Source organism: Flavobacterium sp. KMS (assembly GCF_000813005.1).
In the GTDB taxonomy this organism is placed as follows: Bacteria; Bacteroidota; Bacteroidia; order Flavobacteriales; family Flavobacteriaceae; genus Flavobacterium.
Map to the genome: position 1 here is coordinate 139,558 of NZ_JSYP01000026.1, position 14,567 is coordinate 154,124.

11 protein-coding genes and 3 tRNA genes are annotated in these 14,567 nt (G+C 33.4%); 8 read left to right on the forward strand and 6 right to left on the reverse strand.

The genetic code is table 11. The features are described from left to right. Window positions 1-15 precede the first annotated feature (15 nt). On the reverse strand, window positions 16-1,812 hold the full coding sequence (typA, locus tag OA93_RS21385) for a translational GTPase TypA (RefSeq protein ID WP_039116078.1): 1,797 nt from the start codon (window positions 1,810-1,812) through the stop codon (window positions 16-18). 172 nt (window positions 1,813-1,984) lie between these two features. On the opposite strand from typA, the gene OA93_RS21390 reads away from it, so the two are divergent. Then, complete coding sequence (locus OA93_RS21390; RefSeq protein ID WP_039116079.1) at window positions 1,985-3,697, forward strand: PAS domain-containing protein; 1,713 nt, start codon at window positions 1,985-1,987, stop codon at window positions 3,695-3,697. Between the two features lies 1 nt (window position 3,698). Continuing rightward, window positions 3,699-4,115 carry a response regulator gene (locus OA93_RS21395; RefSeq protein ID WP_039116081.1) on the forward strand — a complete coding sequence of 139 codons (417 nt, stop codon included), beginning with the start codon at window positions 3,699-3,701 and terminating at the stop codon, window positions 4,113-4,115. Window positions 4,116-4,219: 104 nt separating this feature from the next. On the opposite strand, the gene rpsT is transcribed toward OA93_RS21395, so the two are convergent. From rpsT to proS, 5 genes are all read right to left on the reverse strand, one after another. Continuing rightward, the gene (rpsT, locus tag OA93_RS21400; protein ID WP_035622425.1) at window positions 4,220-4,471 is read right to left on the reverse strand and encodes a 30S ribosomal protein S20; all 252 of its coding nucleotides are present in this window, start codon (window positions 4,469-4,471) and stop codon (window positions 4,220-4,222) included. Between the two features lie 154 nt (window positions 4,472-4,625). After that, window positions 4,626-4,697, reverse strand: a tRNA-Glu gene (locus OA93_RS21405). A gap of 44 nt (window positions 4,698-4,741) precedes the next feature. Beyond that, a tRNA-Glu gene (locus tag OA93_RS21410) sits at window positions 4,742-4,813 on the reverse strand. Window positions 4,814-4,859: 46 nt separating this feature from the next. Continuing rightward, window positions 4,860-4,931: transfer RNA gene (locus OA93_RS21415), tRNA-Glu, on the reverse strand. 76 nt (window positions 4,932-5,007) lie between these two features. After that, window positions 5,008-6,486, reverse strand: coding sequence for a proline--tRNA ligase (proS, locus tag OA93_RS21420; RefSeq protein ID WP_039116082.1), 1,479 nt, complete (start codon window positions 6,484-6,486; stop codon window positions 5,008-5,010). A gap of 101 nt (window positions 6,487-6,587) precedes the next feature. On the opposite strand from proS, the gene OA93_RS21425 reads away from it, so the two are divergent. From OA93_RS21425 to OA93_RS21450, 6 genes are all read left to right on the forward strand, one after another. Then, window positions 6,588-7,661, forward strand: coding sequence for a hypothetical protein (locus OA93_RS21425; RefSeq protein ID WP_039116085.1), 1,074 nt, complete (start codon window positions 6,588-6,590; stop codon window positions 7,659-7,661). A gap of 43 nt (window positions 7,662-7,704) precedes the next feature. Next, on the forward strand, window positions 7,705-9,291 hold the full coding sequence (locus OA93_RS21430; RefSeq protein ID WP_039116088.1) for an outer membrane protein transport protein: 1,587 nt from the start codon (window positions 7,705-7,707) through the stop codon (window positions 9,289-9,291). A 153-nt stretch (window positions 9,292-9,444) separates the two neighbouring features. Continuing rightward, window positions 9,445-11,391 carry a T9SS type A sorting domain-containing protein gene (locus tag OA93_RS21435; protein ID WP_039116090.1) on the forward strand — a complete coding sequence of 649 codons (1,947 nt, stop codon included), beginning with the start codon at window positions 9,445-9,447 and terminating at the stop codon, window positions 11,389-11,391. Window positions 11,392-11,623: 232 nt separating this feature from the next. Then, window positions 11,624-12,937 (forward strand): 30S ribosomal protein S12 methylthiotransferase RimO, encoded by a 1,314-nt coding sequence (gene rimO / locus OA93_RS21440; protein ID WP_039116092.1) that lies wholly within the window; start codon window positions 11,624-11,626, stop codon window positions 12,935-12,937. Between the two features lie 46 nt (window positions 12,938-12,983). Continuing rightward, window positions 12,984-13,487 carry a hypothetical protein gene (locus OA93_RS21445; RefSeq protein WP_039116094.1) on the forward strand — a complete coding sequence of 168 codons (504 nt, stop codon included), beginning with the start codon at window positions 12,984-12,986 and terminating at the stop codon, window positions 13,485-13,487. 34 nt (window positions 13,488-13,521) lie between these two features. Then, a complete protein-coding gene (locus OA93_RS21450; RefSeq protein WP_039116096.1) occupies window positions 13,522-14,421 on the forward strand; it encodes an N-acetylmuramoyl-L-alanine amidase in 900 nt (299 codons plus the stop codon). The last annotated feature ends 146 nt before the right edge of the window (window positions 14,422-14,567 follow it).

The following is a 14,567-nucleotide window of genomic DNA, read 5'->3' on the forward strand; positions in this document are numbered from 1 at the left end:
TGAAATTTAAATCTTTTAGATTTTAAATCTTTTTCTATCAGTTTCAGTCAAATAGATTTTTCTCAAACGAATAGATTTTGGAGTTACCTCTACATATTCATCTTTTTGAATGTACTCTAAAGCTTCCTCTAATGAGAAAATAATTGGAGGGATGATTCTTGCTTTTTCATCATTTCCAGATGAACGAACGTTAGATTGTTTTTTCTCTTTAGTTACGTTCACACACATATCATCAGCACGAGAGTTTTCTCCAATTACCTGACCTTCGTAAATTTCAGCATTTGGTTCAACAAAAAACTTACCACGATCTTGTAATTTATCAATAGAATAAGGAATAGCTTTTCCTTTTTCCATAGAAATCAATGAACCTTTGTTACGTCCAGCAATTTCTCCTTTGTAAGGCTCATATCCAATAAAACGGTGAGACATAATAGCTTCACCAGCAGTAGCTGTAAGTAATTGATTTCTTAAACCAATAATTCCACGAGATGGAATATTGAATTTAATAATCATACGCTCGCCCTTAGTCTCCATACTCAACATTTCACCTTTACGAAGTGTTACAAACTCAACTGCTCTACCTGAAAGATTTTCTGGTAAATCGATTGTTAACTCCTCAATTGGCTCACATTTTTTACCATCAATTTCTTTGATGATAACTTGTGGTTGACCGATTTGTAATTCGTAACCTTCTCTTCTCATTGTTTCAATAAGAACAGATAAGTGAAGTACTCCACGACCAAAAACCATGAATTTATCAGCAGAATCAGTTTCACCTAACTTCATAGCTAAGTTTTTCTCTAATTCTTTTGTCAATCTTTCTCTAATATGACGAGAAGTTACAAATTTACCCTCTTTACCAAAGAAAGGAGAGTCATTAATTGTAAACAACATACTCATTGTAGGCTCATCAATAGCAATTGTTTGTAAAGCTTCTGGATTTTCAATATCAGCGATAGTATCACCAATCTCAAAACCTTCAACTCCAATAATCGCACAGATATCACCTGCAATAACTTCTTCTACTTTTTTACGACCAAGTCCTTCAAAAGTGTGTAATTCTTTAATTCTTGATTTTATAACTTTACCATCTCTTTTTACCAAAGAAACTGCCATACCTTCTTTTAAAACTCCTCTTTCAAGACGACCAATAGCGATACGACCTGTAAATGCAGAGAAATCTAAAGATGTAATCAACATTTGTGGAGTTCCTTCAGAAACTTTAGGAGCAGGTACATTTTTGATTACCATGTCCAATAAAGGCTCAATGTTTTCAGTTTGGTTTTTCCAATCGTCAGACATCCAGTTGTTTTTAGCAGAACCATAAACAGTTGGGAAATCCAATTGCTCTTCAGTAGCTCCTAATTCAAACATTAAGTCAAAAACTTTTTCATGTACTTCTTCTGGAGTACAGTTTTCTTTATCAACTTTATTGATAACCACACAAGGCTTCAATCCTAAATCAATTGCCTTTTGTAATACAAAACGAGTTTGTGGCATTGGTCCTTCAAAAGCATCTACTAGCAAACATACACCATCGGCCATGTTTAGTACACGTTCTACTTCACCACCAAAATCGGCGTGACCAGGAGTATCAATAATATTGATTTTTGTTCCTTTATATTGAACTGATACGTTTTTAGAAGTAATAGTAATACCTCTCTCACGCTCTAAATCATTATTATCAAGAATTAAATCACCTGTGTTTTCGTTGTCACGAAATAACTGACAGTGATACATAATTTTATCAACCAAAGTGGTTTTACCGTGATCGACGTGGGCAATAATTGCAATATTTCTAATAGATTCCATCTGAGATTTTTAATGGGTGCAAAGGTACACTTTTTTTTAATATAAAAACTATTTAGACAATAGTTTACATATTCTTAACTGATTACACCCAAAAAATAGTTTTAAATCAAGGCTTTTAAATATCTTATAATTGATGTTTAATAATTTGGTAATTATTAATTATATTTGAGTAATGAAAAACAAAACCAATCAAATTACATTAATTTACTTTGTCATTTCTCTATTTCTGGCAATCATTTGCCATAAATACCTGCTTAACAATATTTCAAACACGCAATACTACTACTTCAGCTTCATAAAAGACCTAGTTTTCATCATTTTAACAGGTTTACTTTACAGGTTTATCCTATCAAAAAACGACGCCAGAAACATTACAGTGTTCGAAAAACTAAAGAAATCGAATGATGAAATCAAAGAATCAAATGAGAAATATAATATAGTTGCAAAAGCAACCAGCGACACTATTTGGGACTGGAAAATTCAAGAAGACAACATCACCTGGAACAAAGGAATCGAAAATGTGTTTGGGTACAAACCTGAAGAAGTTGGAGACAATTCCAGATGGTGGTTTGACAAAATTCATCCAGAAGACAGCATCAGAATGTCAGTAAAACTATATTCATTTATAGAACAAAAAACCGAAAAATGGCAAGACCAATATCGTTTTAGATGTGCCGATTCTACTTATAAATATGTCCTTCACCGAAGTTTTCTCTTAAAAGACGAAAACGGAAGAGCCATTAGAATGATTGGAGCTATACAGGATATCACAAAGCAAAAAGAAGAAGAACAACGACTAAAATTACTAGAAACAGTAATTACTCAATCCCGAGATTCTATATTAATTACCGAAGCAGATTCTCATGACGGTAAAATCCCACGAATCGTATATGTAAACCCATCTTTTACCAGAATGTCAGGATACCAATCCGAAGAAGTAGTAGGCAAATCTCCTAATATCTTTAAAGGTCCTAATTCTGACTCAAGCGAGCTTCAAAAATTAATAAAAGCAATAAAAAACAAAGAAGAATGCTTAATAGAAACCATTAGCTATACCAAAAGCAAACAAGAATACTGGGTTCGTTATTCCATGATACCTATTTTTAATGCCGAAAATATAGTTTCGCACTGGATCTCAATACAAAGAGACATAACTGAAGAGAAAAAACTTGAAAAAGAAAAAGAACATCTTATTCGAGAACTAACTCAGAACAACAAAGACTTAAAACAATTCTCATATATAACCTCACATAACCTTAGATCCCCTTTATCAAATCTAACTGGACTACTAAACCTTATAGAAGATATTCCAATTGAAAACGAAGAATTAAAAGAAATCTTAAACGGCTTTAACAAATCAACTCATTTACTAAACGAAACAATCAACGATTTAGTAAAAGTTATCATAATCAAAGACAATCCATCGATACAAAAAGAAGAGGTTTTACTAAATGAAGTTTTCGAAAATGTCTTCAATCAGCTAAACTTTCAAATTGAATTATACAAGCCAATCATAAAACTAAAGTTTGAAAAAGTAACCGTATTAAACATAAACAAAGCATACATTGAAAGCATACTACTAAACCTATTAACCAATTCTATCAAATACAGATCTGAAGACCGTAAATTAAAAATTACCATTTCGGCCAATCAAATTGATGACAGTATAAGTTTAATATTTAAAGACAACGGAATCGGAATTGACCTTGAAAGAAACAGAGATAAAGTTTTCGGACTTTACCAAAGATTCCACAACTATCCCGACAGTAAAGGACTTGGCTTGTACCTTGTAAAATCTCAAGTCGAAACAATGGGAGGCACAATTAGCATAGATAGCGAAGTCAATAAAGGAACTTCATTTACTCTAATATTCAAAAATAAATAAAATGTTTGATCAAATTTTATGCATAGACGACGACCCCATAGCACTAATGCTATGCAAAAAAGTAATCACCAAAGCTGCATTTTCTAATGAAATAATAACCGCACAAAACGGAGAAGAGGCTTTATTATACTTCAACACCCTTAAGTACAACACCAAACCCAACGATCTTAACAGCAAAAAACCAAGACTTATCTTCTTGGATTTAAATATGCCCGTAATGGGAGGCTGGGAATTTCTAGACCATTTCTCCACAGCTAACTACTCAGATTTCAACACCATCAACATAATCATACTATCCTCTACTATAGATCCAGATGACCTGGAAAAAGCAAAAAAATACCCCATGATACTCGACTTCCTATCAAAACCAATCACCCTACAAATGCTTGAATACATAAAAGACAAAATGGGTATTTAAACAAAAAAAACTCCTTAATAAATAATTATTAAGGAGTTTTTTTTGAGCATAAAAAAAGTTCTCTAAAAGAGAACTTTTTAATATATTTTAAGCAAATTGTATGATTACAATTTAGCTACATGTTTCGTTAATTTAGATTTTAAATTAGACGCTTTGTTATCATGAATGATATTCTTTTTCGCTAATTTATCAATCATAGAAATTACAGTTGATAATTTTGAAGTAGCATCTTGCTTATCAGTAGCTATTCTTAATGCTTTAATAGCATTACGAGTAGTTTTATGTTGATATCTGTTAAGAACTCTTCTTTTTTCGTTACTTCTGATTCTTTTTAACGCTGACTTATGATTTGCCATTTTTTTTTAATTTTAGATGTAATAATTATTATAAATACTAGTTAAAAAAGAAAAGCCTCCCACAATTGCAAAACAATCACTTTAGCTTTAACTAATAAAACAAAAACCGAGACACCAGCTTCTATTTTACAAAACTTATTTACAACTAATTTAGTAGTCCGTAAGGGAATCGAACCCCTGTTACCAGGACGAAATCCTGAAGTCCTAACCCCTAGACGAACGGACCAGTATTCTTCTAAGTTTTTAATAAATTATTCAAAATTGAAATTGTAGCCCGTAGCGGAATCGAACCGCTCTTACATGGATGAAAACCATGCGTCCTAACCGATAGACGAACGGGCCATTGTATTTTCAATATTCAAATAACTTTTAACCTGCAAAAAAGTAGTAGCCCGTAGCGGAATCGAACCGCTCTTACATGGATGAAAACCATGCGTCCTAACCGATAGACGAACGGGCCTGCTTCTGTATTGCGGTTGCAAAGATACAACTGTTTTTTAGATGCACAATAGCTGAAGCAAAAAAAATTAAAAAAATTAATACGCCTTAGCAAAAAGCACTCTTCTTGAAGAAGAATTACCAGTAAACACACAGGTTCCCGCCTCTTCTACTCCATCCAAAGGAATACATCTAATTGTTGCTTTCGTTAAATCTTTAATCTTCTCTTCTGTAGCCGCAGTACCATCCCAATGAGCTGATACAAAGCCACCTTTATTCTCTAAAACATCTTTAAACTCATCAAAATTATTTACCTCTGTAATATGAGTATTTCGATAATCTAATGCTTTATTATACAAATCAACTTGAATTTGACTCAATAAATCGTTCACATAAGTCACAATTCCATCTTTCGAAACTGTTTCTTTAGTTAACGTATCTCTTCTTGCAATTTCAAAAGTTCCATTTTCTAAATCTTTAGGACCAACCGCAATTCGAATCGGCACTCCTTTTAATTCATATTCATTAAACTTGAATCCTGGCTTTTGTGTAGTTCTATCATCATACTTCACAGCTATATTCAACTTTCTTAACTGAGAAACCAATTCATTTACCACAACAGTAATTTCACCTAGCTGCTCATCTGTTTTATGAATAGGAACAATCACTACTTGTATAGGTGCTAAATTTGGAGGCAAGACCAATCCTTTATCATCTGAGTGCGTCATTACTAAAGCTCCCATTAATCTCGTAGAAACTCCCCAAGAAGTTCCCCACACATATTCCTGCTTCCCTTCGGCATTTGCAAACTTCACATCAAATGCTTTTGCAAAGTTTTGTCCTAAGAAATGAGAAGTTCCTGCTTGCAATGCTTTACCATCTTGCATTAATGCTTCAATACAATAAGTCTCTTCAGCACCTGCAAATCGTTCCGTTTCTGTTTTTATTCCTTTTACAACTGGAATCGCCATAAAATTTTCAGCAAAATCAGCATATACATTCATCATTTTCTCTGACTCTTCAACAGCTTCACTTTTCGTAGCGTGGGCTGTATGACCTTCCTGCCACAAGAATTCGGCTGTTCTTAAAAACAATCGAGTTCTCATTTCCCAACGAACCACATTTGCCCATTGATTAATTAATAAAGGTAAATCACGATATGACTGTACCCATCCTTTATAGGTAGACCATATAATAGCCTCACTTGTAGGACGAACAATTAACTCTTCTTCTAGTTTCGCATTAGGATCAACCATAAGCTTTCCTGGCTTATCGGGATCATTCTTTAATCTATAATGAGTAACAATAGCACATTCTTTTGCAAATCCTTCTGCATTTTTCTCCTCAGCTTCAAACATGCTTTTTGGAACAAATAACGGAAAGTAGGCATTTTGATGTCCTGTTTCTTTAAATTTTCGATCTAACTCAGCCTGCATTTTTTCCCAAATAGCATATCCGTACGGCTTAATAACCATACATCCTCTAACTCCTGAATTCTCGGCTAAATCCGCTTTTACAACCAGCTCGTTATACCATTTTGAATAATCTTCTGATCTTGTAGTAAGGTTCTTACTCATATTGAATAGTTTGGCACAAATTTTGTTTAACTTATTTTAACTAAATAGTTCCACAAAACTAACTATTTTTGTATTGTCCAACAATAAAAAATTCCACAGATATGAAAACTAATATTTTTTTCCAAAAAAACACGGCTCTTTTTTCCATTACAGCCTTATTGTGTTTTCTAGTAACTTCGTGTGGTTCTTATCAAAATAGTTCTTATTATGACAACGATGGCATATACAGAACATCATCTAATAATTACACAGAAAGAGTTACTACTAGCAGCACCAATAATCAATACAAAGATTATTTTAGCTCCCTACAAAACAATGACGAACCTACAGAAATCTTTACAAATGTTGATAATTATGGTTCTTATAACGAATCTGATGACAGCATAGCAAACTCAAGCATTAGTTATGCAGGTTGGGGAAGCAATGTTCAAGACGTATCTGTAAACATATACCCTAATACTTGGGGATTGTCTTTTGGTTTTGGTTATCCTTATTATGGTGGCTTTGGTTACGGTTACGGATGGGGTTATCCATATTATGGTGGCGGATGGGGCTACCCATCATACTATCCTTATTATGGATACAGACCTTATTATGGTTACCGATACAACGACTACTCTTACAACTATGGCCGCAGAGGTTCTTACTACAATAATAGTGTAGGCCGTAATAATAGCTATTACAACAATAGAAGTTATTCTAGAAACTCTAACTACTCTGTAAACAGAAGAGGAAGTAGCGACTATACTAATTCCCGAACTACAAACTTTACCAACAGAAGAGGAAATAGTAACTATACTGACTACAGAAGAAGTGATTCTCAGAACTCTAACTACAACACTAACAGAAGAGGAAATACCAACTCAAATTATACAGATTACAGAAGAAACGACTCTTATAATACAACAAGAAATACCAACGGTAATTCTAATTACACTAGAAGAGATCAATCTTCGGGTTCACAAAACAGTACATATACTCCAACACGAAGAGATAACAGCAGTAGCACTCCAACCAGAAGCTATAACCCTGGTTCATCTAGTCCAACTAGAACCTACACCCCTTCTAGCACTCCATCCAGATCATACAGCCCTAGCTCATCAGGCGGCGGTGGCGGAAGAATGTCTGGCGGTGGCGGAGGCGGCGGAAGATCTTCTGGCGGCGGAAGAAGATAATTTACATCTTCTTTAAAACGAATTAAAACCTATTTATCTGAACATGAAAAAGTATATATTCCTAATCCTTACTGGACTATCTATTAACACAATACACTCTCAAGGTATTTCTGACGCAATGCGTTACTCACAAGACAACCTAAACGGAACTGCTCGTTTCCGTGCTATGGGTGGTGCATTTGGAGCGCTTGGTGGTGATTTATCATCTTTAAATATCAACCCTGCCGGCTCTGCTGTATTTGCAAATAACCAGTTTGGTGTAACATTAAGTAATTACAACACAAAGAACAACTCTAATTATTTTGGCGCAAAAACTAACGAAAGCAATAATTCATTTATACTGAATCAAGCTGGAGGAGTTTTAGTTTTTAATAATTATCATTCAAAAAGTAACTGGAAAAAAATATCTGTAGCTGTTAATTACGAAAACACCAACAACTACAACAACGATATATTTTCTGCTGGAGTAAACCCAACGAATTCTATAGACCAATACTTTTTAAGCTATGCAAATACAGGTAATGGTGGCGCGCCAGTACCTCAAGAATTAGTCACACGAAAGGATGGAGAATACATAAGTAGCCTATATAGATACCTAGGCAACACCTTACCAAGTTTCCAATATCCTGAACTAAGCGGATATTCAGCACAGCAAGCTATGATGGGATTTTACGGACAAGGAAATATAATTGATGTAGCGGATTTAAACAACCCAAATAGCCGCTACATTTCACTCGTTCCTACTGGAGGAAATTATTATCAAGAAAATGAAATTCATACCAATGGGTATAATGGCAAGCTATCCTTTAATGCTGCAACATCTTATAAAGACAAACTATATATAGGAATAAACTTAAACTCTCATTTTACTGATTATACAAGAAATACAAGTTTTTACGAACACAACAACAATAATACAACCGCAAACGACCAGATAGACAGAGCTTATTTTGATAATCAACTGTATACCTACGGAACAGGTTTCTCTTTTCAAGTAGGTGCGATTGCCAAAGTAACTAACCAAGTACGATTAGGTCTTGCTTACGAATCGAACACTTGGTACAAACTCTACGATGAAACCACTCAGAAATTAGTAACCGTAAGCGGTAATAATATTGGAGAATTACCTCCTGCCATCGTTGACCCACAAATAGTGAACATATATGAATCATACAAACTGCAAACTCCAGGAAAATGGACCGCAAGTTTTGCATACGTATTTGGAAAAACTGGTTTATTAAGTGTTGATTATGCGATTAAAGATTATGGCAACACTAAGTTTAAACCAACAAACGACAGTTTTTTTAGAGGAGTAAATAATACTATGAGCGACCAATTGACTAATAGTAGCGAAGTACGAATTGGTGCGGAATACAAAATCAAACTACTTAGCTTAAGAGCTGGTTACAGATTTGAACAAAGTCCATACAAAAACAGCTCTACAATTGGTGATTTAAATGGATATTCAGGAGGTTTAGGATATAACTTTGGCTCCACTAAGGTAGATCTAGCTTATTCTTACGCTAAGAGAAATTCTCATCAAGCATTCTTTAGTCAAGGATTTACTGATGGCGCTAATATTAACACAAAATTCAATAACGTTTCATTGACTATGTTATTTGAATTGTAATTAAAACATAAAATTAATCAAAAAAAAAAAAAAAAACAGTCAGCTATTAGCTGACTGTTTTTTTTTTAAATAAAATCTTACAATAAATCACTGTTAATTTGTTTTTGTAGTTTATTTACTATATTTTAGTAATTAACTTAAAAACAATAAATTATGATTCAGCTAAAAAATTACTTTATTGCATTACTATTAGTTAATTCCACATTGTACTCAACAAACAAAAGTGTAAACACTAATTATGACCCTAAGGTTAGCATCGAAATATTAAATATTATAACCAATGGTTTGGCTTTACCAAATAACACAATCAGTTTTAACGGAGTCGATGATTTAGATATAGAATTTGATGTAAAAGTATCATATACAGGTAGCGACATTAACATCTATCAAGGTTTTTCAAATGGCTACTTTTACGAACCAAATGATTTTAATAATGAACCAGCTGAATATTACAATAACGGCGTTGTTCCCCATTTTCTTTTTGAAAACTTAATAAAACTAACCCCTAACAACGCTAAATATAGCCATACTTATCGTCAAAAATTACGTTTAAAAAGAGCTACTGCATACAATACTGGCTGCTCTATTGTTTTTACTTACAGAGGAGAAAAAGCTAAAACAACTTCTAATAAATTAACATACAAACTTATTGGTGGTACAAAAACAGGAAATGAACCATACAAACCAGCAACAGCAAATATAAATTTAAGAAGCATTTCATACAGCAACGGATTACCATTAATAAACAACACAATTATTGTTCCTGATTATGAACGTGGTGAAATTGGAACAACCAGCATTGATTTGTCTTTTGATTATAATTGTACCTATGGATCAAAACTTGAGCTTGGCTACTACCCGATCGCAGGGATTCAAATAGGTGACAAAACATCAACAAAGGTAAGTTTAAATCAAGGAAAAGGGATAATACCAACTGTTACCAATGGCATCATAACATTTAATAATATAAAAATAAAATCCTCTGACATAACTCCAGACTCCTATTTAAAAATTGGGTTTAACTTCCAAGGAATAAAAATAAATCCTATCTATGCTACAGTAAAAACTAGTGGTCTAATTCAAAACAATTACATTTTTGATAACCAATCAATTTCCCCTGGAAGCAAGTCAGCCCCTTTAACTGGTACAATATCAAGCACAGGGATGGGCGAATCTTCTAAAAACACATACATAACACACTATCAATGGCAACAAAGAATAGGAAGCAATAATTGGGCTAACATTAATGGAGCAACATTCCAAAATTACACACCACCAAATACATTCATTCAAACAACCTCATTTAGAAGAATTGCAATAAGTAGCGACGGACAATATAATATTAGCGAATACATTACGATTTCAACCATTACACCCCCTATAAATACTATTTGTTGCAACCAAGAATTAACATCCGCAACAAATTACCAACCTACTCCTTTCATCGGAAACACACTGAATAATTCCATTTCATATCAATGGCAAATAAAAGAAGAAGAAAGTCAAGTTCAATCTTCTGCCCCAAATATATGGACAAACATACCAAATGCCGTAAATTCAAATTGCTCATATATTTTTCCTGAAAGGAGAGGAGAATTAGGCCATCGAAATAGTGAGGGTGGTGGTAAATTCAGAAGGCTTGCTATTCAAAACAACGCAATAATTAGCATTAGCAACGTAATAAACATTATCACAAAAAGAGCAACTTCTGGAACAGGGAGCATAGGAAGAAGAAGTGCAAGATTAGTATCAAATGACGAAAATGAGACTATACCCACTTCAAAAAACCAAGAAAGTTTATATTCAAATCTAGCAACTGATGACTCACAAAACATTGAAAACAATTCTTTAGCAATAGATTCTAATTTAAGTTTATACCCAAATCCGATAACAAATAATTTCTATATCCAAAACATAAACAAATTTAAAAATCCAGAAAAAATAAAACTCTTTGATGTATCTGGAAATGAAATAAGAATTGACAAAACTATACATTCTGATAATTTGATTGAAATAAATACATATTCAACTCTACCAGGAATCTACATTGTACACATTAATGAAGACACACTAGTAACAAAAAAATTAATTAAAAACTAGATTAAATTTTCTATAATCTTAAAACCACTTCTATATTCTTGAAGTGGTTTTTTAATTCTACACTAGCCCTGATGGAAGCGGCATCCTTTTTCTGGCTTCTTTAGACAGAAAAAGATATAGCGGACAGCAGGTTCCAGCTCCTAGAACTCATAACAACAACTTCAGAAAAAAGAAGGAATCATGGTGTTTCTAGGAATAAAAAATGTAATTTTGCACTCCAATTTATAAAAGTATGAGAACCAAGTCTTTAAAAAAGAATAAAATCAACGTAATCACTCTTGGGTGTTCGAAAAATGTATATGATAGTGAAGTACTTATGGGGCAACTTCGCGCCAGCGGAAAGGAAGTAACACATGAAGCTCCTGCTGCCGAAGAAGGCAATATTATTGTAATAAACACTTGTGGTTTTATTGATAATGCTAAAGCAGAATCAGTAAACATGATTTTAGAGTACGCAGATAAGAAAGAAAAAGGATTAGTAGATAAAGTTTTCGTGACAGGATGTCTGTCTGAACGTTACAGACCTGACTTAGAAAAAGAAATCCCAAATGTTGACCAATATTTTGGTACAACTGAATTACCTCAATTATTAAAAGCACTAGGAGCTGATTATAAACATGAATTATTAGGTGAACGTTTAACTACAACTCCTAAAAATTACGCTTATTTAAAAATTGCTGAAGGTTGCGACAGACCTTGTAGTTTTTGTGCTATTCCGCTTATGCGTGGAAAACACGTATCGCAAACTATTGAAAAATTAGTAAAAGAAGCTGAAGGTTTAGCCAAAAATGGTGTAAAAGAATTAATCTTGATTGCTCAGGATTTAACTTATTACGGTCTTGACATATATAAGAAAAGAAATCTAGGCGAATTACTCGAAGCTTTAGTAAAAGTAGAAGGAATTGAATGGATTCGTTTGCATTACGCCTTCCCTACTGGTTTCCCGATGGACGTTCTTGAAATCATGAAACGCGAGCCAAAGATTTGTAACTATATTGATATTCCGTTGCAGCACATTTCGGATTCGGTTTTAAAATCAATGCGTCGTGGTACAACTCAAGAAAAAACAACAAAATTATTAAAAGATTTCCGTAATGCTGTTCCAGGAATGGCTATTAGAACTACACTTATTGTAGGTTACCCAGGAGAAACTCAAGAGGATTTTAATATTCTTAAAGATTTTGTTCAGGAAATGAAATTTGACAGAATGGGTTGTTTTGCTTATTCTCATGAAGAAAACACACACGCTTATTTACTTGAAGACGATGTTCCAGATGATGTTAAACAAGCTCGTGCTAATGAAATCATGGAATTACAATCTCAAATTTCATGGGATTTAAACCAAGAGAAAGTAGGACAAACTTTTAAATGTATCATTGACAGAAAAGAAGGCGCTCATTTTGTTGGAAGAACAGAGTTCGATAGTCCTGATGTTGATAATGAAGTATTAATTGATGCGTCTAAAAACTATCTAAAAACTGGAGAATTTGTTAATATTAAAATAATAGAAGCTACAGAATTTGATTTATACGGTGAACCTGTTTAAATTTACAATACATTTTTTTTGAATATTTGATTTTAAAACATAAGACATGAAAACAATTCAAACAGCAATAGTATTTGCCTTTATGTTATTTTTTGCAAACTCTGTTTCTGCTCAATACGGAAACGGGTACGGTAATGGCTATGGTGGCGGTGGCTACGGTGGTGGTGGCTACGGCGGCGGCAGAATGAATGGTAGTATGAGCCAAGGTATGGGACAGATGGGTAATACCAGCAAACCCAAAGAGACTCCTGTTGAGGAAATTGTTGCCACAATAATGGAAGAACTAAAGCCTGAACTTAACCTTGATGCGTTACAAGAAATTGCAGTATCGAATGTTTTGATTGAAAGTATAAAAGAACAAGGTATACTTTTGAAAAACGAAAGTAGCAGCCAAGATGATAAAATAAAACAAATTCAAGCTCTTTCTGAAGTTACCAATAAACGAGTATCTGATTTTTTAAACAAAGATCAAAAAGAGAAGTACACTGTTTTTATGGAGCAACGCAAAAATCAAACTGGTTCCAAGAAAGCTAAGAAAAAGAAAAAATAATTGTTTTCTCTAAACATAAAAACAATTTCAAGATATGAAAAAGTATTTTTACTGTCTGATTACAGCAATTGCAATTACTTCTTGCTCAACGAATCCTTATAAGAATAGCGAAAAAGTATACGACCAGCAACTTAAGACTCTTGAAGATAAAATTACTAGCAAAGAGGCTCAGCCTATACCAGCACCAACAGTAGCTGTAAGTATAGACACTTCGTACGCTAAGCAATTACATATTTACAGAGACTCTCTTTCGATAACAGGATCGACTCCATTACAAAATGGTATTAATACGGAATGGATTGGTACCGTAAATTTTAATTTACGCAAACCAAACTTCATCATTATTCACCATACAGCACAGGATTCTTTGCAACAAACTGTAAATACTTTTACTAAAGTAAAAACGCAAGTAAGTGCTCACTATATTATCTCCAGAGATGGTAAAGTGGTACAAATGCTAAACGATTATTTACGTGCTTGGCATGCTGGTAACTCGACTTGGGGAAAAAATACCGATCTTAATTCTTCTTCGTTAGGTATCGAATTAGATAATAACGGAACTGAGCCTTTCTCTGAAACACAAATTAGTAGCTTAATTGCTCTATTAACGAGATTGAAAAAAGAGTACAATGTCCCTGCACAAAATATTTTAGGACATGGAGATATTGCTCCGGGAAGAAAACAAGACCCTAGTAAATTATTTCCTTGGAAAACACTAGCTGGTCTAGGTTTTGGGATTTGGCAAGATGAAATTCTGGAAGAAGCTCCGTTTGATTTTAAAATAGAACCTGCTTTACGCATCATAGGTTACAATACAAAGAATCTTACATCGGCAATTACCGCTTTTAAACTCCATTATATTCAAACCGAAGTTGATGGCGTATTGGATAGAAAAACAATAAATACTATTTATTCTATCTACAAGAAACAATAAAAAAAAGATTGTACAATAATAAAAACACGTTTTAGCCTTTCTAAAACGTGTTTCTTTTTATAGAAACAATTCTAAATAAAAAAAACTGCCAAAACATAGTTATGTTTTGACAGCTTAAAAAAAAAAAAAAATATCAATCTTAATAT